This window comes from Pseudomonas sp. Wu6, assembly GCF_019891515.1.
GTDB lineage: Bacteria > Pseudomonadota > Gammaproteobacteria > Pseudomonadales > Pseudomonadaceae > Aquipseudomonas > Aquipseudomonas orientalis_A.
Window position 1 is genome coordinate 1 of sequence record NZ_JAFLXH010000024.1, and the last position, 21,484, is coordinate 21,484.

A 21,484-nucleotide genomic window follows, 5' to 3' on the forward strand; every position below is an offset into this window, starting at 1 on the left:
CCTGCCGGGTTGCCCACGGATTCAAGCCTGCGTTCGGCCAGCGTGGTTTAACGGGGCGCCTGAGATCAAAAGCAGATCAAGATCAAGAGCGGCTCGCTTCGCATCGTGGTTACCGTTGGCTGCTACGGTCTGGAAAGTTGTGTAGTTGCCTATGCTCCGATAGCAGTCAGTCAGGCACCGATGTGCAAGCTGACATACTGCAATCGGGGGCAAGCCCCCTCCCACATTTGGACCGAGACGTTATCAAGGGGATATAGGGGCGCTGGCCGGGAAGGTTTCTTCGATAGCCTCATCAAGCTGGCTATCGCTGACCGCGCGGTCCTGCACCTTCACACTCGACTCGCAATGGCATTCGGCATTCGGGCACGGCTGTCCGGGCGCCGATCGCACGATCAACATCGGTCCGATAGACTGAGTTCGGCAATGCGGGAGCAGTGGCCTGGCTAACTGAGCCCCTGCTCGGCAAAAACAGCGACGAGCCATTCCATGAAAGCGCGCACTTTGGGCGAGCGGTATTTGCGGTCAGTGAGAAGCAGCGAGACAGGTTTGGGAACGGTATGCAGATCCGGCAGAATTTCAATCAGTTCGCCCGACGCGATATGAGGCTGCAGCGAGGGACGCAAGCCCTGCACGATACCCAACCCCGCCAGGCCGCAGCAGAGGAAGGCTTGCGAGTCATCGACCACGATGCCGCTTTTCAACGTCACCAACAGGCTTTCACCGCCGATTTGAAACCTCCAGGGCATGATTTGCTGGCGATGATCAATCAGGAAGTTGACCGCAAGGTGATCGGACAACGCTTCAAAAGTGGTGGGGGTACCGTACTGTTCGAGGTAGGAGGGCGCGGCGCAGGTGACCATGGGCACGGTGCCGATTCGTTTGGCAATCAGGCTCGACGAGTCAAGTTCCCCTAGCCGAACGGCGCAGTCTACGCCCTGCGCGATCAAATCAACCTGGTGATCCGAAGACCCGAGAATCAACTCGATTTCGGGGTAGAGAGCCCTGAACTTTGGAAGGGAAGGGATGATAAATGCCTTGGCGAGGGTCACCGGAACATCCACCCTGAGCTTTCCCCGGGCAGGTCGATCCGGTGAGAACCACGCCACGGTATCAGACAGATCGGCCAGCAGTTGCTTGCATCGATCGTAGAACTCCTCCCCCTCAGGCGTCACGTGGATCTTGCGCGTCGTGCGATGCAAAAGCTGGACGTTGAGTTCCTGTTCAAGATTCTGAATCGCTTTGGAAAGCGCGGGCCGGTGAAGCCTCAGCGACTCGGCGGCGCGGGTATAGCTGCCTTGCTCAACCACGGCCACGTAAATTTCCATCGCCTCGATCATGTTCATTGTCAGGCCTTTGATTAAACCGTTACGTGAGTGAACTCGATTGTAATTGGATTGATAACAATCTTGTGCTTCAAGGGCTGTTTATCCAGCGTCACGGGAGAGAAACAATGCCTCCAGCCTGGGCACACCGAATTTGTCGGGACGCCCCACATTGCTTGGAGTAAAAATATGAAAGCTTGGCTGCTGCAGGATTTTGGTCTTGAAAATCTGAAACAGGGCGAGACCCAAACGCCCACCCCCAAGGCCGGTGAGCTGCTGGTCAAAGTCGGTGCTGTCGCCCTCAATTTTCGCGACAAGGCAATTGTGGATGGGATCTATGAGCCGCACATGGTTCCCAAGCCGCTGATCCCTGTCAGCGACGCAGCGGGCACTGTCGTGGCAGTGGGCGAGTGCGTCAGCCGATTCGCAGTAGGCGACCGTGTCAACTCGCACCTGTACTCGCGCTGGATAGACGGCATGCCTGCCCACGACGAACCAGACTACTGCTTCGGCTCACCACTGCCGGGTGGCCTGGCTGAATTCATGATCATCCATCAAGACAGTGCAGTGCGTGCCCCCGATGACATGAGTGACGAAGAAGCCTCGACCCTTCCCATCGCGGCCTTGACCGCATGGTACTCGCTGGTGGACTTCGGCCAGATTGAAGCTGGCCAGAGCGTGCTGGTGCAAGGCACAGGAGGCGTGTCCATCTTCGCCGCACAAATCGCCATGGCCCTGGGTGCCAAGGTCATCGTCACCTCCAGCCGTGATGAAAACCTTGATGCAGTCATCAAGCTGGGCGCGGTCGCCGGCGTCAACTATCGCAAAACACCTGACTGGGCCGCTGAAGTATTGAAACTCACCGACGGCAAGGGCGTAGACCTGCTTCTGGAAGTGGCGGGCGGCGAGGGTATCAACGACTCCGTCCAGGCAACCAAAGTGGGCGGCCGCATTGCCCAGATTGGCTTCCTGACCGGACAAACGGCTAACCTGAACTTAATGCCACTGATCTTCCGCCAAACCACCATTCGTGGCATTGCAGTTGCTCCTCGCGCGTCATTTGATCGGATGAATGCGTTTCTCGACACCCATCACATCCGGCCGGTGATCGACCATGTCTACCCGTTTGAACAGGCGCGTGAGGCCTACGAGCACTTGGCACGCGGCCCATTCGGCAAGGTTGTTATCAAGGTCAGCTAAAATATAGTGACCAGCGAGGCTCGTCATTGATCCTGATCAGGTGTCCTTGCCGGCCCGCTCTGTAACATCAGGCCTCCATTCAAGACCAGGGACGGTTCAACACGCGTCCCTGGTCGCGCATCTCAAGGACGAGTCAGCCATGCGATCAGTGAAGATCCTTTTATTATCATCGGCATTCAACGGTTTGACCCAGCGGGCCTGGCTGGATTTGCGCCAGGCGGGTCATGACCCCAGTGTTGTCGTGTTCACGGATGAAGCCACGGTGTGTCGGCAGGTCGAAGACTCAGGCGCGGACCTGGTGATCTGTCCGTTTTTGAAGGACCGTGTGCCCCGGCAACTGTGGCGCAATCCGCAGCGCCCGGTGGTGATCATCCATCCGGGCATTGTCGGCGACCGTGGCGCCAGTGCGCTGGACTGGGCCATCACCCGGCAGGTCGGCCGCTGGGGCGTCACGGCGCTACAGGCGGTCGAGGAAATGGATGCCGGGCCGGTCTGGTCGACCTGTGAGTTCGACATGCCCGCCGATGTGCGCAAATCCGAGTTGTACAACGGTGCGGTGAGTGACGCCGCGATGGTGTGCATCCGCGACGTAGTGGAAAAGTTCGCCAAGGGTTTCGTGCCTGTGCCGCTCGACTACACGCGAGCCGACGTTGTCGGGCGTTTGCAGTCGAACATGACCCAGGCTGACCGCACCTTCAGTTGGTTCGATTGCGCAACCTTCATCAAGCGCAGCATCGACGCCGCCGATGGCCAGCCCGGTGTGTTGGCCAGCCTCCAGGGCGAGCAATATTACCTGTACGACGCGCACCTGGATTCACGCCAGGGGACGCCGGGGGAAATCCTTGCGGTACAGGACGACGCCGTGCTGGTGGCTGCCGGGGATCACAGCGTCTGGATCGGCTCGCTCAAACGCAAGGCCCAGCCAGGGGAAGAGACTTTCAAGCGGCCGGCGCGGCATGTTCTGGCCGACGGCCTGCTCGGTATTCCGGTGCTCGATAGCACCATCGCCCACCAGGCGTTCAATCCGCAGGTCTATCAACCGATTCGCTACCGGGAGTTTGGTCACGTCGGCGAACTGACGTTTGAGTTCTACAACGGTGCGATGAGCACTGAACAATGCCGGCGGCTGGTGGCTGCGTTGGAGTGGGCCAAGGGGCGAGACACCCAGGTGTTGTTGATCAAGGGCGGTCGCGGCAGTTTTTCCAATGGGGTTCACCTTAACGTCATTCAGGCTGCCGAGGTGCCGGGGCTGGAAGCCTGGGCCAACATTCAAGCCATCGACGATGTCTGCCAGGCGCTTCTGACCGCCAGGCAACTGTTGATCAGCGGCTTGACCGGCAGTGCGGGCGCAGGCGGCGTCATGCTTGCGCTGGCTGCCGATATCGTATTGGCACGCGAAGGCGTGGTGCTGAACCCCCATTACAAAAGCATGGGACTGTACGGTTCCGAATACTGGACCTACAGCCTGCCACGGGCCGTTGGCAGTGAAGTCGCGCACAGGCTCACCGAAGAATGCCTGCCCATCAGTGCCTTCCAAGCCCGGCACTATGGAATGATCCAGGACATCGGCCCCCGTTGCCCACACGCCTTCGACCTGTGGCTCGCGCAACAAGCCGGCAGCGCGCTGACCGATGAGCGATACCTGCTCGCACGCACCCGTAAAGCCACGATGGAGATCGAACAGGTTGAGCGCTGTCGCGAACGGGAGCTGGCGCAGATGCAGTTGGACATGGTGCAAGACCGCCAACAGTTTGCGCAAAAGTGCCGCAATTTCGTACTCAAGCGCAAAACCTGCCAGACCCCGCAGCGTCTGATCGCGGCATGGGCGTTGAGGTTCGAGACCGAGTTGCCCGAAAGCCCGAAAGGGCTGGCGGGATAAACCAGTCGCGATGCTATGCTTGGCGTTTGGCAACAGGATAACAAGGGAGCTATGAGTCGCCCGCTGTTCATTTCGCTGGACGGGCCCAAGGGCACCGGCAAGACCACGCTGCTGGAGGCGGTGACGGCAGCGCTGAGGGCCAATCATAAAAAGGTCGTCAGGCTGTGCGAAAAAAACAGCGATCCCCACCGGGGTGAAACCATGGGGCTGGTCAACCAACTCGTGCGACATCCCGACCCGGCGCTGGAGTGGGCGGTGTGTGAGCGGTTCGCCGACAGCCGTGGCTGGATTTCCAGGCACGTACTGCCTGAACAGCCCTCTGACAGCATCATCCTCATCGACCGCTGGTATCCGTCCGACGCGGCCTTTCGCCGGCTGATTCCGTTTGCGCAGATTTTACAGCTGAACCTCGACCGTCAGGTGCAGGTGCCGGACCTGCATGTCGGGGTTGTCACAGACCCGCAACTCTCATGGGCGAGGGCGGCGGCACGACGGCGCGGGCTGAACAGTACGGTGCTGCACACGCTGGAAGAACATGCCGCCTGCACCCATGCGTTTGAACGCGCAGTGGCCGATCACGGTTGGGTTTTATGCCGCAATGAGGGATCGATCGAGGAGGCGACGAGGCAGGTGGTTTGCGCGATAGAAAATCTGCCGAGTGGGCGCCAGCCCGGGGGCCGTCAGGGGGCCGCTGGAGCCTAGCTCAAATCATGCAGATCTGGATCCGACATGTCATTTGGAACGACCCACTCTGCCTGTAAGTCTACTTGTATCTACTCATGGCTAAGGTACAGCGCAATGGATAAGACAATCACCGCCGATAAACTGGCCACTACCGACCTTGGACCCATCAACGAAATATGGCTCGGCGGGACGCATACCCAGCTGTGCCTGTGGCGTGGCGAACAGGCCTTCACCCACGAGATGATGAGCGAGGGCACCCACGATCAGAATATCCGACGCCTGTGCTTGCAGTTGGTCAACCCTGACGATCAAGCCGCCGTCGCCAGCATTGAGGCCATTGTGCGCGAACGCCTGAAACAAATCGGCAAGGAGGGCGAGTTTTATCCGGCTGAGGAAGCGGACACTCATCAATAAGGAAAGGAGTGCGGCCATTCATGGCGCGCGCAACGCCTTCGCCGGATACGGGCGGCAAGAACGATCAAGGTTTATTCCTGGAACGAAACGCCGCCACCTTCATCCGGTTGCCGCAGGTCGCCATGCTGCACCAGCGGCGGCGGTGTGATTTGCTCAGGTCATGGAACAGCAGCACGCAGTCGTGAGCCTCGCACTGCCGGACGTATTCAAACTTATCGTGAGTGACCAGGCCCACCAGCGCCTCGGCCACCGGCCCAAGCAAGCTGGCCGGACTGCTGTCCCGAGGATAAGTGGCAGCTCGAAATGCCTTCTTCTCCTGTGCCCATTCCAGCCGGCTCACCGGCTGCCCCGCTTCAAGCACCTGGTTGATCAGCGCAGGATCGACGGGAACGCCTGTCATTGCGGCATTCACCACCGCCCTTGAACTCGCGCGAAGCGTGCGCGCGAGCGCCAGCAGCCCACTCGGAGCCTGCAGCTCAACGTGCTCGGACAACAGCCCCGCTTGCGTCAGCCAACTCATGACGCTGTGATCATCGACGAAGCAGTCATGGCGCTGATCACCCACCCCGTACTCGGAGTTAATGAAATCGAGGGCAAGGTTGTCAGCCAGAAAAAGTGCGCCTGAGGCAGTGCTGTTCGGATTCATGGGGCAGCCTGTAACCAATAAATTATGTTTGACAGGTTACCAAACCTGGGAATAACCTTCAAACACCAACTTTAACGGTTACACAGGAAGCCACATCATGACTCCATCCAACGCCTCCCTGGCCGCTGCCGGGCTCGCCGCCTCCTTGCTGATGAGCGGCGCTGTCCATGCCGACAACACAGTGCATTACCGCTATGAGCAGGTCGGTGCCGTCAAGGTGTTCTACCGCGAGGCCGGCGACCCCAGCGCGCCGACCGTGTTGCTGCTGCACGGCTTCGCCGGTTCATCCTTCATGTTCCGCGAACTCATGCCCGAGCTTGCCGACCGCTATCACGTCATCGCGCCAGACCTGCCGGCCTTCGGCTTCACCCAAGCCCCTCCACGCGGCGAATACGCCTACACCTTCAGCCAACTGGCCAAGACCATCGGCCAGTTCACCGAACAGCTCAAACTCGATAAATACGCGCTGATGGTCCACGACTACGGCGCGCCCGTGGGCTGGCGCATGGCCAGCGTCCATCCGGAGCGGGTGACCGCGATCATTTCCCAAAACGGCAACGCGTACGAAGAAGGCCTGGGCAAAGGATGGGCCCCCATCCAACGCTACTGGCAGGCTCCGACCCAACAAAACCGTGAGGCCCTGCGCGACTTTCCAACCCCCGCCTCGATCAAGTGGCAGTACCTGGAAGGGGTGGCCGACCAAAGCGCGGTTTCACCCGATGGCTACACCCTGGAAGGGCTGCAGGTATCCCGGCCGGGCAATGCCGACATCCAGCTCGACCTGTTGCTGGACTACGCCTCGAACGTAGCGATGTACCCGGCTTTCCAGGCGTACTTCCGCCAGTACCAGCCACCGCTGCTCGCGGTCTGGGGAAAGAACGACCCATTCTTCGTGCCGGCCGGCGCCGAGGCGTGGAAGCGCGATATTCCCAAGGCGGATATTCGTTTTTATGACACCGGGCACTTTGCGCTGGAAACCCATGCCAAGGAGATCATTCCAGTGATACGGGCGTTCCTGGACAAGAACCTGCGGTGACCAACGCAACCCCTTTGTAGGCGCGAACTGGCTCGCGAAGAACGTCAACGGTAACGCCGCGACGCAGGTCTCACGCGGCGCTCCGAGATTCTTCGCGGGCCAGTTCGCGCTTACGGGTGGAGGAGGGGACCGATGAATTGTCTGGTTCACCTTCAAGTCATCAGTTTTGTTGAGCGCCAGTGGCTGCTCTGGAACGTCTTAAATACCTGTAGACGGTAGCCCGTGATAGCGTTAACAGTTCGCAGATGTAATGGGTTGCATGTGCAGGATGCTCAGATTGCGAAGTGCGCCATGGCATCATTGGCGCACGAGTGGACAGCGAACCGATTGGACGGGGTTTAAATGATGAAGCTTGACCCATCAGGAGTCAGTAAGGTCCCGGCGATTCAATGGGAGGCCCATGCGTGCCTGCCATTGATTCCCGGACAGGATATGTCGCGCCTGAACAGGTACCGAGAAGCCGGCTTTCATCATGTCTCGATCAACGTGGGCATGGACATGACCCCGTTTGAAACCGTGATGCGAACGCTTGCGGGTTTCAGGAGCTGGCTCGCTCAACACCCTGAAGACTTTGTCCTGGTCGCCAGCGTTGACGATATCTACCATGCGCACACGTCTCGAAAGCTTGCGGTCTCCTTTGACCTCGAAGGTTCCAATATGCTGCGGCAGGACCCTGCGATGGTGGCACTGTTCGCAAGCCTGGGGGTTCGCCAGATGTTGCTTGCCTACAACCGCGACAACAGTTGTGCTGGCGGCTGCCATGGCGCAGGTAGCGGATTGACCACCCTGGGACGCAAGGTCGTTCAGAGTATTAATACAGCGGGAATTGTTATTGACTGTTCGCACGCCAGCAAACGCTCAAGTCTTGAAATTATGGAAATTTCACAGCGCCCCGCGATTTTCTCCCACACCAACGTTAAAGCGGTTTTTGATCACCCGCGAACAATCGATGACGAACAAATATTAGCCTGTGCGGCTCAAGGTGGCGTCATCGGACTTACAGGCCTAGGCATATTCCTGGGCGACCCATCGGCCTCCGTAGACGCTTACGTTCGACAAATCGACTATCTGGCAGAGCGCATCGGGACAAGCCATATCGGCATAGGTTTGGATACCGAGTTGTACCCCGAGCACAAAGATTTGCCGGAAGGTGAAGACGAGAACGACTGGTGGCCGATTGAGCACTATGGCCAGATGAACGGACATGTTCAGTTGCAGCCCGAGACCCTGGGTGAGGTCGCACAGAAATTGACGCGCTTGGGTTATTCAGATGCGGATATCCAAGCGATCTACGGCAATAATTTCATGCGTATTGCAGAGGCAACCTGGCCAAATTCTGTGCTCGAAAAAACGTTTACACGCTGATCAAGGCCTCAACCCCTACCTTGCATTCTTCCAGACGCTTGTAACGTCTCAACACCTGTGCTCCACTAACTTTACAGATAGTAGGTTGTAGGTATGCAAGTGAAAAACACAAAGATCGTCGCCGACAAGAGGACCTCAGGTCGTCTGCCGAAGCCCGAGCGGCGTCAGCAACTGCTCGAAACGGCGCGTGTGATCGTTCGGGAGGAAGGTGCGGATCGACTGACGCTGGGCCACCTGGCAGTGTGCGCAGGCGTTTCAAAGCCTGTGACCTACGAGCATTTCGAGACCAGAACCGGTCTTTTGATTGACCTCTATCGTTGGATAGACACCGAACGTATTACCGCGTTTCGCACGCTTATGGCTCAGGAAAATCGACCGGCGAAAGACACTGTATTGGCTTTGGCTAAAGCCTATCTGGCCTGCGGAACCGACCAGGGTGACGAATTTCATGCTGTCGGCGCGGCGCTTGCAGGAAGCGATGAGAAAGCTGGCGTGTACCAAGAGTTGGTTGACGCGGTGATCGAGATGTTCGTGGAAGTCCTACGGCCTCACTCAAGCGTTCGCCTGGAATCGCTGGCATTGGCCTGCGCGGCACTGGTTGCGGCGGGAGACGCGCTGACATGCGCCGTTACACGTGGAAATTGCTCCGTTGCCGAGGCAGAAGAGATGTTTTCGACTCTCATTGGAGCTGTAGCCCAGGACAAAAGGTAAGAAGAGGTGCCACTCGACATGGCTGAGGGATATCAGGTTGTATGCCTTTGAGGAGTTAGGGCTTCACCGTGTCGAAGCCAATATTCAACCTGCGCGATCAATAGCGCTGGGCACTTCTGGCCGTTCGAAGCCTGCTGTGAGAGGCAACAAACGGCCTGGCGTCTGAACAAACGCCTGGTCAAAATTGAAGTGCGCGCATCCTGCTGGGAATCATCTGAGAATATCTGCTCAGGAACGGCCTAAGGTATCAAGCGTGTCTCGCGTAGTTTGTCGAACACGTCGAAAAATGCCTGATCGCTCGCCTGGTAGGCGGTGAAGCCCATGGCACGGCTTTTCGACATGTCCGTGACCACTTCGATGGGTCGACCCAGGTCCGCATCGGTATGCCATGGGGATATCAGCCGACCGATATCGGATTCCTTCAGCCCGAATTGCGCGACCATTTGCGTCCATACGGCTTGGTCGTCAGCCATCTGCCCGGCAAGGGGGGAGGGTGAAGCGGGATAATCGGCGGCAGGCACGTCGAAGTATTCGGCAATTCGGCTCCACATCCATTTCCAACGAAAGACATCGCCATTCGTGACGTTAAATGCCTGATTGGCCGCAGCCGGCGTAGTGGCCGCCCACAATTGTTGTTTGGCCAACTGCCGGGCATCCGTCATGTCAGTGAGGCTGTCCCACTGCACTGTTGATCCGGGAAATACAAAAGGGCGATGGGTCTGTTTACAAATCGAGGCATAGACAGCGAGGGTGGTGGCCATGTTCATCGCGTTGCCTACGGCAACCCCGGTGACCGTATGCGGGCGATGAACGCTCCAGGTAAAGCCGTCCTTTTCAGCTGCGGCGAAGAGTTCGTCTTCCTGGGCGTAGTAGAAATTTTCGATGTCCAGACGACCCTGATCCTCGCGGAACGGTGTTTGCGGAAGGCTGCCGTTACCATAGGCTTCGAATGGGCCGAGGTAGTGTTTCAGCCCCGTGACCAGCGCTACGTGTTCAACGCTCCTGGCTGGACGAATGGCGGCCAGCACGTTGCTAACCATGGCCGCATTGACACGAATGTTCTCGGCTTCCGTGGCTTGCCGTGACCATGTCGTAATGAACACATGCGTGGGCTTCAAACCCGCGAGCGCGTGTTCCAGCGAAGCGGGATCCTGAAGGTCTGCCGCCACGGGGATCACGCCTGGCGCTTGCGATGGGTGCCTGGACAGCGCGGCGACCTGCCAGTTGTTGTCGATTAATAACTGAGTGATGGCGCTGCCGACGATGCCGCTGGCGCCGACGACCAAAGCTGTTTGGCTCATATGTTTCTCCTGGATTCAGGTTTGGGAGTCCGCCTGAGTGACAGAGGTTCAACCTGATCTGATCCGCAGGGGCATCAAAATCGCGGCTCCAAGCGGCTACTGCCTACCGGTCTTGATGTTGACGACATTCTTTCTGGGCGGCTCGCCAAACAGCCGCTTATATTCTCGACCAAATTGATTGGCACTTTCATAGCCGACCATTAAGGCCGCTTCTGTCACATCGCAATCTTCAACCAGCATCAGGCGTTGCGCCTCATCCAAACGCAGACGCTTCTGATATTGCAAAGGGCTGAGTGTCGTTATTTTTTTAAAATACTTGTATAAAGTGGAAGGCGCCATATTCAATGTCCCGGCCAATTTATCTACCTGCAACGTTTCCCGGTAATTTTCCCGCAGCCACATGATCGCCTGATCAATTTTATTGCTTTGAGAACCGACTGTATTCAAAAGTCGAAGTTGATGTCCGAAGGGTGTTGTGAGCAGTCGGTAGTGAATTTCTCGCGATATTAGCGCTCCTAATGCCTTGGCGTGCTCTGGCTTATCGAGTAATTCAAGCATTCTTAAAAAAGCATCAAGCAATTCCGGGCTGAGTTCTTGTACCGCTGCGCCAACTGCAATGTCGTGATTATATTCCGTCGGCGGTGGAATTTTAGCAGCTAATGCAGCTATCGAAGGCCTGTCCAGATCCAGGGAAACTGACAGGTAGGGCATCTCGGAAGTCGCTTCCAGGAGACAACTGGAGACGGGCATGTTCACGCCGGCGATAAAACATGTGTACTCCCCGAATGAAATATCATTGATACCCATACGAACCCACTTCCTCCCCTGTACTGCGATAATAAGTATCGGCTTGTAGAAGTGGGGTTTTGCCGTGTCTGAATGGTCATAGCGGTGCAGCGTAAAACCCTCGATAGGGGTTGGGAAGCGGCCCTCCTCAGGGAGAAGCCCACGAATCATATCCCTGAGCGCCACTCGGCCATCTTCAGCCGCAAAACGATAGTTTTCCGCCAATTAGGGCCTTCTTTGCAGGCACAGTGGGGTAAGACCCATATTTACACATTGTCATACGAAATTATGACACATGCAGAAAGCGCAGCGTGTTGGAAAATTCCACACGTAGAGAATCAGGCAGTAATCGTGCAGAAACGTGACTATTGTCTTTTGTCGGACTTTGAGAACATGGCAAACTTTAAAATCACCTGACCACGTACTTTAATTCATAAACTCACAATCACCCATGCACTAAAATTCGGACTTACTCATATGCCAAGCGCTAATATCGAACGTAAAAATTACCCGGCACTTCCTCCCGCAGTGGGGCCCTATTCGCATTCAGTAAAAAATGGCCACACGCTCTATCTGTCAGGCTTTACTGCATTCGGCACTGAGGCTCAAGGGCAAAGTCTTGAAAAACAGGCCAATGCTATTTTGCAGCAGATTAAAACGGTTGCAGTCGAGGAGGGCACCGATATGTCTGCACTCTTGAAAGTGACTATCTTCATCACCGACTTCAGCCAGGCCGGCGAACTGCGCAAGGTGCTGGCGCAGCACTATGATGGGCATCTCCCTGCCAGCTCCCTGGTCGAGGTTTCCAAATTGTTTTCCCCGGAACTGAATATCGAAATTGAAGCTATTTTCGCGATATAACAGGCGGTAGAGGCGGCGTTGCATGTTGGAGCAGCGTGCAACCCGCCTCAAACTGGCCATGGAAATGTGTGATACGTGGGGGTCAAGTCCACCCTGGCGGATGGACCTGAATGCGCGGGCCTTTCGATGCTTTAGCCAGCGTTTTCCATACTTCGCTGCGGATAAAGCGCTCGCCAATGTGAGATTTGCTGTTGGATGTTCCAATAAATGATGTGCTCGTAGAGTTTTTCCACAAAATCCACATCGAATCCAGTGTCGACGGCCCACTCGCGGCGGTCCTGCAGCATCGCCGCCACCCGTTCCGGCGCGGGGATCGCTTGTTCGTTGGCCTTGAAGCGCACGGCGGCCTTCACGTAACCCAAGCGTTGTTGCAGTGACTCCAGGATCTGACGGTCGAAAAAGTCAATGCCCGCGCGTATGTCGGTGAGGCTTTCGCACGCCTCGGGGGTTTTCAGTGACGACATAGTGTTTGTCTCTAATAAAGGGTTCGTTTCAGATGACGTCGAAGCGTGGACACGCCAGCCGGGCAGCGGCGGGGGGCTGTTCATGGGCGCCTTGACGCGCACGGGCGGCGCCAGTGCCCCAGGCGTTGCTGTCACGCTCGGCGATGACCTCATCAATCAAGGCGTCGATCATGCAGTTGTCGTGATGATGGGGCGTGGTGATCAAGTGCGCGGTGCCACCGGAGATGGCCAGGCAATACTTTTTCGCGATGCTTTCCGACGGGCAGGGAAACACCACGGTGATGGAGTTCTCGTTGCGCCATGCATCGATGCCGGCTGCCTGGAAGCGATCCACGGCATATTGCGCCTGGTCCAGGCAGTGGCGGACACGCCGGCGCCAGTCGGCGAACGAGTGGCTGCGCAGTGCCGCCCACATCATCAGCGGCGTGTGGCCATTGCGTGAGCCGCTGATGGTTTTGTCATGGGCCAGGATGTAGTCGACTTCCACGCAGATGCGCGCCACGTTCTTGCGCTTGGCGACCACGATGCCGCACGGGATCGGCGAACCAATCATCTTGTGCCCGGACACGCAGATCGAATCGATGCCGTCGGCAAACGTGAAGGGTTGCGGGTGGTCGACGAAGGGCAGGATCATCCCGCTCAGCGCCGCGTCGGCATGCAGGTAGTAGTCACGCCGGGCAATGCCCGCCAGTTGCAGCCGTTGCTGGATGGTCGCGATATTGTCCACCGCGCCACGCATCGTCGTGCCGATATTGGCGAAGATGATCGGGTGACGCTCCTGGTCGTCGGCGATCTTGAGCATCAGGTCGTCGTAGTCGATCTCGCCGTTGGGCAGGGATTCGACGGCGCGGCATTTGATGCGCAGCAGCTTGACGATCTTGGCCACCGAGTAGTGGGTGTCCCTGGAGTAATACAGGGTGCCGTCAGGGAACAGTTCGCGGGCCAGGTAGCAGCCGAACATATTGCCTTCGGTGCCGCCATTGGTGACGTAGCCCCAGCTGTCTTCGAGCGCAATGTCGAACAGCTCGGAGAAGTACGTCATCACGTCCTTTTCAAAGTCGAACGAGTTCAGCACATAGTTGCTGTACTCGTTCCAGTCCCCGCAATTGTTGATCGAAAACTGCAGGAAACGGTGCAACTGGGAGTAATCGAAATCGGCGGATTCGGGGTAGCCGATGTTGAAGTACTGATGGGTCACGCAGTGCTGCCAGAAGTGCTCAAGCCTGCTTTGGTCGGCCGTGGATAACGTCATCTCTAACTCCTTTTAAATCGACTGGGCGAAGCGGCCCGTTCAGGCCGCTTTTTGCCGCGTGTCCACCAGCGACCACCAACTGGCGAGCGTGGGCGAGTCGGCCAGCTCTTCAAAGGTGACGGCGATTCCACGCGCCTTGAGTTCGGCGGCAAGTTTCATCACTTGCAGGGAGTCGAGGCCGTAGAAAATCAGGTTTTCCTCGGGGTCCAGTGCTTCGCCGTCTTCGATCAATTGCAATACGCGGGTTTTCAGCCAGGCGCGGGTGGTTTCCGCCGTCAGCAGTTGGCGCAGCTGTTTCTTGTCGATCTTGCCCACGGCGGTGAGCGGCATGGTGTCGATCAGCCGGATGCGGTCGGGCAGTTTGTATTCGGCGATGCCCAGTTCCATCAGGTGGCGACGCAGGGCGGGCGGCTTGAGGTTGGGATTGCACGAGACGACGAAGGCGCAGCTCTTTTCCCCCAGTGCGGCGTCGGGCATGGCGACCAGACCGGCGTGGGTGACGTCGGGGTGCAACACGATGAGGTTTTCGATCTCTTCGGAAGCGACTTTTTCGCCACCCCGGTTGATCTGGTCCTTGACCCGGCCGACGACGCGCAGGTCACCGCTGGGTGTCATTTGCACCAGGTCTCCGGAGTAGTAGTAACCCTCGTTGTCGAAGGCCTGGGCGTTCTGTTCGGGGCTCTTGTAGTAGCCGCAGAAGGTGTAGGGGCCGCGGGTAGCCAACAGGCCGGGCTCGCCGGGCGCTACGGGCACACCCTGTTCATCGACGATTTTGATTTCGTCCCCCGGGCTGATCGGGCGGCCTTGGGTGGTAAAGATTTGCTCGTCGGTGTCATCCAGGCGAGTGTAGTTGATCAGGCCCTCGGCCATGCCGAACACCTGCTGCAGTTTGCAGCCGAGCACCCCGGGCACCTGGCGGGCCAGCGAGTCGGCGAACACGGCGCCGCCGACCTGCAGGAATTCAAGCGATTGCAGTTGTTCGGTGTGCTGCGGCGCGGCCTGCAGCCACAACGCGACGGCACTGGGCACCAGGGCGACGGTGTTGACTTCGTGGCGCTGGATCATTGCGAAGCAGGTCTGCGGTTCTGGGCTCGGCGCCATGATGAGGGTACCGCCTGCGTACAGCACGCCCAGGGCGCCCGGCGAACTGAGCAGGAAGTTATGCGCTGCCGGCAGGGCGCACAGGAAGCGTGTTTGTGCGGTCAGGCCGCATACCTCGGCACTGGTGCGGGCGTTGTAGTGGTAGTCATTGTGGGTGCGTGGGATGAGCTTGGGTGTACCGGTGCTGCCGCCGGACAATTGGAAGAGGGCCACTTCATCCGGTGCGCTGGGGGAGAAATCCACGGGGCTGTCGCTCGGGCTTTCGATCCAGGCAGCCAGGTTGTTGGGGGCATGCTGTTCGCCGAGGAACAGCGTGACCTCAGGGCTTGCGCCGACTTCGTTGAGGTCGGCGAGGTAGCCGTCATCACGAAACACTTCATGCTCACGGGAGGCGATCAACAGCTTTGGCGTGATTTGCCTGGCGTAGCTTTTAAGCTCCAGTTTGCGATGGCTGTAGAGCGCGTTGAGCGGCACGATGCCGGCCTTGAGCAGCGCGAACAGCACGATGTAGAACTCGGCGATGTTGGGCAGTTGCACCAGCGCGGTGTCGCCGTGGCCAAGCCCGCTGGCGGCCAGGCGCGAGGCGAGGTTGGAAGACAGTTGATCCAGCTCGTCATAACTGAAGCGACGCTCGCCGCAAATGATCGCGCAAGCCTGGGGCTGTACTTGGCTGCGGGCCTGGAGCAGGTGGGTGAGGGGTTGATCGATCCAGTAGCCGTTTTCCCGATAGCGTTGTGCTCTTTCGAGGGGCCAGTGCGTGAATTCTAGGGTCATGAGGGTCACTGCTGAAAAATGGGGAAATTAGTGGGCCAGGCCGCATGCGCGCAGCATGGTGCCGAGCTTGGTCTGGACTTCTGTCCATTCGGAGTCGGGGCTTGAGGCTTCGACGATGCCGGCGCCGGCGAACAGGCGGACCTTGTTGCGCTTGATGGTGCCGCAGCGGATGGTCACGACCCATTCGCCGTTACCCTGGGCGTCGCACCAGCCGACCATGCCGGTGAACAGGCCTCGCTCGACGTGCTCGACGAAGCGGATCAGGTGCCGCGCGCGCTCGGTAGGGAAGCCACACACCGCAGGGGTTGGGTGCAGGCGGCACGCCAACTGCAAGGCAGAGATGCCGGGGTCGGCCAGGGTGCCTTCGATCCGGGTGGAGAGGTGCCACAGCGCGGGCGTGCTGATCAGGCTAGGGCGCTGTGGCACGTCCAGCCGTGTGCACAACGGGCCGAGCTGGGAGGCAATGTCTTCGGTCACCAGACGGTGTTCGTAGTGGTCTTTTTCCGAGGCGGCCAGCCAGTCGGCGTTGCGCCGGTCGGCTTCGGGGTCAGCCATACGCTTGGCCGAGCCGGCGAGGGGATTGGACACGAATTCCAGACCGTCCTTGTGCACCAGCAATTCGGGGCTGACGCCGATCAGCGTGGCGCCGTCCGGCATGGGCACGCGGAAGTGGTAGCCGCTGGGATTCTGGGCACGCAGATTGTTCTGCATGGCGCTCACGTCCACATCCCGGGCAAACAGCAATTCACGCTGCACCGAGAGCACGGCCTTGCGCACGTCGCTGTGGCGGAAGTTGACGATGGCGTGTTCGACCGTGCGCTTGAAGCCTTGCTCGTCCGGTATGTTTTTTTGTTCAAGCAGTTCCGGCATCGAGGCCGCACCGGTGTGCACGGCACCGCTGCGGGCGCGCCACTCGGCGTGTTCGGGGATGTAGAGGCAGGACGCTTCAGCGGGATCGAAGGGGATGGCGCCGACGATGATCGGGTTGGCCTGGCCCGCTTTGCGCGCTTGTTCAAAGGCGTGCGAGACGGTTTTTTGAAACAGGCTGCTGGCGTTTTCACCGGCGATGGCCGGCGTTTCGATACGTTGCAACATGCCGCTGACCGCCAGCTCACGATCGCCGGAGGTGAATGAAAAACTCCGCGTTTCGTCAAGCTGTTGCACCTCATCCATGTCGCTCGTCCTAAGGGTGCCCGTTCTCATGTGCAGAAAGCCTCCGTGGCTTGTGGTCAAAAAATTATACCTTGAAATATAATCATTATCGTTTCTAATAGGTGACGCTAATCATTTAGATTTGTCAATCACATGAGTGGACCATGAGAGAGTTAACTTCGATGCAGGCCGCCTGTTGGATCGGGCGTACTGCTCATGCCTTTTTAGGGAGAGTTTCGGCTCATCTTTATGCCGAGTTCGATGGCCAGTGCATTGACCTGGACCGGTTACACCAAGCGCTAGAGCGGGCCAGCCTGCTGCATCCGATGCTGCGAATGCGCGTGGATGTGCAAGGGCTGCAATCCATCACGTCCATGGACCAATCGCCGCGGTTGGAAGTCGAAGACCTGCGTGCCATGACCGAGTCGCAGGCCACCCGCCACCTGCTGGCCAAACGGGAGACGTGGACACATCAGCAACTGGACCTGCGCCATGAGCCGGGCGCCCGGTTTGCAGTGAGCCTGATGGCCGACGATAGGTTTCGCCTGCATGTCGATACCGACATGATCGCCATCGATCCCTCCAGTTTCCGCACGCTGATGGAAGACCTGGCCCGGCTTTACGAGCAGCCCGATGACACGCTGGCGAACACGCCATCCTTCTTCGAGTGGTACGACAAGGTGCGTGTCGACCCGGCGCTCAAGGCCGCCCGGGATCGCGACCGTGCCTGGTGGCGTGAACGCCTGGCGCACGTTGCTCCGGCCCCCACCTTGCCATTGCTTGAACACCCGCCGGAGCACGCGCAAAGCCACCGACTCCATACCTGGCTGGGCCCCGTCGAGCGTCAGGCCTTGGAACAGGTGGCACGGGAACGCAGGATCACCCTGTCGACCTTGATGATGGGGCTGTTTGCGGCGGTGCTCGGGGAGCAGACCGGCGACCGTAGCTTTCGTCTCAATGTACCGACGTTCTGGCGCCAACCGCTGGTGGATCATGTCGAGCGCGTGGTGGGGGACTTCGCCAATGTGTTGATTCTGGATGTGGACATCGAGTCCGCCGCCACGCCGGCCGCGCTGTGTGCGCAACTGGCGAAAAAAATGGTCGGCCTGCTTGAGCATTGCGCCTATCCGGGGGTGAATGTGATGCGCGACCTGTCCCGCCATCACGGCTCGCCACAGCTGGCGCCGGTGGTCTTTACTGCCGCGCTGGACATGCCCGGTGGCGACTTGCTTTCGCCGCGCGTGCGGCGTGTATTCGGCCCGATGAATTGGGTCATCTCCCAAGGGCCTCAGGTGGCGCTTGATGCACAGATCGCCTGCGCCGATGGCGGCATCCTGATCAACTGGGATATCCGTCTTGATGCGTTGCCACTGCCGTGGGTAACGACGTTCTTTGAGCGCTTTGTGGCGATCACGCAGGAAGTGGCGGCCGATTCGCGCGCGTTGGATCAAGCGCTCAATGTCGGTGTTTCGCGCACACTCGAAAAACCACTGTCAGCCCTGCAGCAGGCGTACCTGTTGGGGCGTGGCACCCAGGTGCCTCTTGGCGGCGTGGCCATGCAGGAGTTTCGTGAATACCACGGGGCCATGGACCCGACGCTGCTGCGCAGTCGCCTGGCAGCGATGGTGCAGCGCCATGACAGCCTGCGCACACGGGTGGATGCGCTTAAGTTAGTAAGTTACGTCAGCGATGAAGCCCGCATCAATCTAGACGAAGTCGACCTTACATCAATGTCGGCGCAAGCCGCGTCGGCGTACATCGATGAACGCCGCGAGGCCTACGCCCACGCCATCTTCGAGCTGGACCGTGCGCCTTGGAATGTCACGCTCTTCCACCTGCCCGACCACCAGTTGACCGTGTTCGTGCGCCTGGATGCGTTGATCCTCGACGGCCGCTCCATTGCGGCGTTGTTGGTCGAGCTGTTCGACGGACTGACCGGTGATGAGGCCGCTGCCGAGGCTGCGCCTGCCCAGGTGGATCAGGCCCATCAACGCAAGGCCGACGCGGTTTACTGGAAGACCAAGCTCGCCGACGTGACGGGCGCACCACGCTTGCCATGGCGCGTGCCGCTCGATCAAGTGCGGGCCTCGCGCTACGAGCGTCAGAGCCGACAGGTGCCCAAGGCGGTATTCAACGGTTTCTGCAAATTGGGCGCCCGGCAGCGGCTATTCAAGAACTCCGCCCTGATGGCGCTGGTGATGGAGGTGCTGTCCCACTGGCTCGATGAAGGCGGCTTGTGTGTGGCGGTGCCCGTTGCGCCGCAAACGGGCGGTGCATTTGCCAACCATTCCAGCTTTATCGCGATCAACCGAAGCGAGGCGCCCGGCACCTTCACGGAGCGTGCGGCGAAGCTGCAAGTGGACGTGCTGGAAGGGCTGCAACACTTGGCCTATTCGGGCGTGGACCTTGCCCGGTTGCTGTTCGAATCCCACGGCCCAGGCCCTGTGCTGCCGGTGGTGATTACCAATGGTTTTTCCTGGCCGGTGTCGGCGGCGGACAGTCTCATGCAATTGCAAGGCGGCCTGACCCAGACGCCTCAAGTGGCCATGGACATTCGCTTCTGGGCAAACGCCGAGGGCGCGCTGGTGCTGGATATCGACTATGCGCGGGAAGTCCTCGACCCAGCGGTGGTTCACGACATCCTGGATGCGCTGGAAAAGGCCATCAGCCAGATCAGCGCCAGCGGTGAGTTTGCCGTGGACGCCGGTGCGATCATCGACACGTCTCACTATTGCCTTAATAGCGCGGCAACCGAGGCCCGTGCCGAAGGGTTCCTGGCGCAAATCGCCAGGCACCTGTTCGACCCCGCCAACCAACGGATCGCCCTGATCAGCGGCGAGCGGCAGATCAGCTACGCCGAACTGGGAGCGGATGTGTCGCGAGTCATTGCGGCGCTCAAGGCCCGTGGCATCGGTCCGGGCCAAGTGGTCGCCATCTGCCTGCCACGCAGCCCGGAGCACACCACGCTGACCTTGGCCTGTGCATTGACGGGCGTGATCTGGGTGCCTATCGACGCTGCGGCGCCGGACGAGCGTCGGCAGTATCTGTTGGAAAACTGCCGCCCCGATCTGGTGATCATCAGCTCAGGCGAGACGGTCGAGCAGGCCCACGCCACGCCGAACGAATTGCTGGCCGGGCCGCAAGCCAGTGCGCCAATACTGGATGATCGCTCGCTGAGCGAAGCGCCGGCGTATTACCTCTACACCTCGGGCACCACCGGCAAGCCCAAGTGCGTGGTGCTGTGCAACCGCGCCACGGCCAATGTCATCCGCAGCACCTTGTCACACTGGCGCGTACGCCGGAGCGATGTGTTCATGTCGGTAACCCCGCTGCACCACGACATGTCGGTATTCGATGTGCTCGGCTGCCTGACGGCCGGCGCCACGCTGGTACTGCCTGGCGTCGGCGAGGAAAAGGATGCGCTGCGCTGGAATCAGTTGATCGCCAGGCACGGTGTGACGCTGTGGTGTTCCGTGCCGGCCATCCTGGAAATGCTGCTGGCGTGCCGTGGTGACTATGACTTGGCCAGCCTGCGCCTGATCGCCCAGGGCGGCGACTACATCAAGCCGGGCGTGATCGCCGAGTTGCGCGGGCTGCTGCCATCGGCGCGCCTGATTTCCCTGGGGGGGCCGACAGAGACCACGATCTGGAGCATCTGGCACGACATCACTGCCGATGACCAACTGCAAATTCCTTACGGGCGACCGTTGCCGGGCAACCGCTATCTGGTGCTCGACGCCCAGGGCGCGCACTGCCCGGCAGGGGTTGTTGGCCGCATTCATACGGCGGGCGTCAACCTGGCCCTGGGCTACCTGGAAGACGGCGCGCTGGCACACACCGAATTCATCAGCGTGATCGATGAGCACGGCCAGGCCGTACGTGCATTTCGTAGCGGTGACTGCGGGCGCTATCGCCGTGACGGCACGTTGATGTTCGACAGCCGCGTGAATGGCTACGTAAAGGTGCGCGGCGTGCGCGTGTCGCTGCCCGACATCGAGAACGAGCTGATCAAGCATCCTGCGGTCAGGCACGTGCTGGTGGTGGACTACGGCGAACAGCGTCAGGGCGAGGTCAACATCGGTGCGCTGTACGTGAGCGCCGAAGACGCCGCCCCCTTGACCGCCGCCGCGTTGCGCCAGTTCGCCCGCGAGCACTTGCCGCAATCCCACGTGCCCACGCGATTCCTGGCGGTGGAGGCGCTGCCGTTGTCGCAAAACGGCAAGCCTGATCGCCCGCGCGCGCGCAGCTTGTTGCTGGAGCCTGCCGAAGAGGTCGTTGAAACCCCGTGCAGCAAGGTCTTGGCGATCTACCTGAGTGTGTTGGGCAGGCCCCCGCAGGACGGCGCCAATGCCTCGGTCGACTTCATCAGTCTGGGCCTGCGGCCCCAGCATTTGAAAGCCATCGCTGCGCGGTTCCAGGAGGAACTGGCGGTGACGCTTTCCCCCGGACAATTACTGCGTTGCCGTAACGCACACGATGTCGAGCGATTGCTCGCCTGCGCATAACCACATAGCACTACCCAGGGAGACAGATTGG

At 59.4% G+C, this 21,484-nt stretch carries 17 protein-coding genes; 9 read left to right on the forward strand and 8 right to left on the reverse strand.

Annotated elements, in window-relative coordinates; all coding sequences use genetic code 11:
- Positions 1–443 precede the first annotated feature (443 nt).
- Entirely contained in the window at positions 444–1,343 is a 900-nt protein-coding gene (locus J1G34_RS17245) for a LysR family transcriptional regulator (protein WP_065891695.1), read from the reverse strand.
- Between the two features lie 168 nt (positions 1,344–1,511).
- On the opposite strand from J1G34_RS17245, the gene J1G34_RS17250 reads away from it, so the two are divergent.
- The 4 genes from J1G34_RS17250 (at position 1,512) to J1G34_RS17265 (ending at position 5,499) form a co-directional block, all read left to right on the forward strand.
- Positions 1,512–2,522: a zinc-dependent alcohol dehydrogenase family protein gene (locus J1G34_RS17250; protein WP_065897405.1), complete on the forward strand. Its 1,011-nt coding sequence runs from the start codon at positions 1,512–1,514 to the stop codon at positions 2,520–2,522.
- 139 nt (positions 2,523–2,661) lie between these two features.
- Entirely contained in the window at positions 2,662–4,401 is a 1,740-nt protein-coding gene (locus tag J1G34_RS17255) for a hydrogenase maturation protein (protein WP_222994395.1), read from the forward strand.
- A 51-nt stretch (positions 4,402–4,452) separates the two neighbouring features.
- A complete protein-coding gene (locus J1G34_RS17260; RefSeq protein WP_065937279.1) occupies positions 4,453–5,103 on the forward strand; it encodes a dTMP kinase in 651 nt (216 codons plus the stop codon).
- A 96-nt stretch (positions 5,104–5,199) separates the two neighbouring features.
- Positions 5,200–5,499 (forward strand): hypothetical protein, encoded by a 300-nt coding sequence (locus J1G34_RS17265; RefSeq protein ID WP_122483113.1) that lies wholly within the window; start codon positions 5,200–5,202, stop codon positions 5,497–5,499.
- 64 nt (positions 5,500–5,563) lie between these two features.
- Here J1G34_RS17265 and J1G34_RS17270 read toward each other — a convergent pair whose 3' ends face one another.
- Positions 5,564–6,145, reverse strand: a complete 582-nt coding sequence (locus J1G34_RS17270) for a CGNR zinc finger domain-containing protein (protein ID WP_065937278.1) — start codon at positions 6,143–6,145, stop codon at positions 5,564–5,566.
- A gap of 97 nt (positions 6,146–6,242) precedes the next feature.
- On the opposite strand from J1G34_RS17270, the gene J1G34_RS17275 reads away from it, so the two are divergent.
- From J1G34_RS17275 to J1G34_RS17285, 3 genes are all read left to right on the forward strand, one after another.
- Positions 6,243–7,181 carry an alpha/beta fold hydrolase gene (locus tag J1G34_RS17275; protein WP_222994396.1) on the forward strand — a complete coding sequence of 313 codons (939 nt, stop codon included), beginning with the start codon at positions 6,243–6,245 and terminating at the stop codon, positions 7,179–7,181.
- Between the two features lie 342 nt (positions 7,182–7,523).
- On the forward strand, positions 7,524–8,546 hold the full coding sequence (locus tag J1G34_RS17280; protein ID WP_256549193.1) for a membrane dipeptidase: 1,023 nt from the start codon (positions 7,524–7,526) through the stop codon (positions 8,544–8,546).
- 93 nt (positions 8,547–8,639) lie between these two features.
- On the forward strand, positions 8,640–9,257 hold the full coding sequence (locus J1G34_RS17285; RefSeq protein WP_083203259.1) for a TetR/AcrR family transcriptional regulator: 618 nt from the start codon (positions 8,640–8,642) through the stop codon (positions 9,255–9,257).
- Positions 9,258–9,496: 239 nt separating this feature from the next.
- On the opposite strand, the gene J1G34_RS17290 is transcribed toward J1G34_RS17285, so the two are convergent.
- Both J1G34_RS17290 and J1G34_RS17295 read right to left on the reverse strand, forming a co-directional pair.
- Positions 9,497–10,558: an SDR family oxidoreductase gene (locus tag J1G34_RS17290; protein WP_222994397.1), complete on the reverse strand. Its 1,062-nt coding sequence runs from the start codon at positions 10,556–10,558 to the stop codon at positions 9,497–9,499.
- A gap of 96 nt (positions 10,559–10,654) precedes the next feature.
- On the reverse strand, positions 10,655–11,569 hold the full coding sequence (locus tag J1G34_RS17295) for an AraC family transcriptional regulator (RefSeq protein ID WP_222994398.1): 915 nt from the start codon (positions 11,567–11,569) through the stop codon (positions 10,655–10,657).
- A gap of 252 nt (positions 11,570–11,821) precedes the next feature.
- On the opposite strand from J1G34_RS17295, the gene J1G34_RS17300 reads away from it, so the two are divergent.
- Positions 11,822–12,205 carry a RidA family protein gene (locus J1G34_RS17300; RefSeq protein ID WP_065897400.1) on the forward strand — a complete coding sequence of 128 codons (384 nt, stop codon included), beginning with the start codon at positions 11,822–11,824 and terminating at the stop codon, positions 12,203–12,205.
- Positions 12,206–12,336: 131 nt separating this feature from the next.
- On the opposite strand, the gene J1G34_RS17305 is transcribed toward J1G34_RS17300, so the two are convergent.
- Genes J1G34_RS17305 through J1G34_RS17320 form a run of 4 tightly spaced genes read right to left on the reverse strand, consistent with a single transcriptional unit; the run spans position 12,337 to position 16,999 of the window.
- The gene (locus J1G34_RS17305) at positions 12,337–12,669 is read right to left on the reverse strand and encodes an isochorismate lyase (RefSeq protein ID WP_065891688.1); all 333 of its coding nucleotides are present in this window, start codon (positions 12,667–12,669) and stop codon (positions 12,337–12,339) included.
- A 28-nt stretch (positions 12,670–12,697) separates the two neighbouring features.
- On the reverse strand, positions 12,698–13,921 hold the full coding sequence (locus J1G34_RS17310; RefSeq protein WP_122738912.1) for a histidine decarboxylase: 1,224 nt from the start codon (positions 13,919–13,921) through the stop codon (positions 12,698–12,700).
- Between the two features lie 39 nt (positions 13,922–13,960).
- Complete coding sequence (locus J1G34_RS17315; protein WP_222994399.1) at positions 13,961–15,796, reverse strand: (2,3-dihydroxybenzoyl)adenylate synthase; 1,836 nt, start codon at positions 15,794–15,796, stop codon at positions 13,961–13,963.
- A gap of 27 nt (positions 15,797–15,823) precedes the next feature.
- Positions 15,824–16,999, reverse strand: coding sequence for an isochorismate synthase (locus J1G34_RS17320; RefSeq protein WP_459077116.1), 1,176 nt, complete (start codon positions 16,997–16,999; stop codon positions 15,824–15,826).
- Between the two features lie 131 nt (positions 17,000–17,130).
- Here J1G34_RS17320 and J1G34_RS17325 point away from each other — a divergent pair, with 131 nt between their 5' ends.
- Positions 17,131–21,453: an amino acid adenylation domain-containing protein gene (locus tag J1G34_RS17325; RefSeq protein ID WP_262411844.1), complete on the forward strand. Its 4,323-nt coding sequence runs from the start codon at positions 17,131–17,133 to the stop codon at positions 21,451–21,453.
- Positions 21,454–21,484 lie beyond the last annotated feature (31 nt).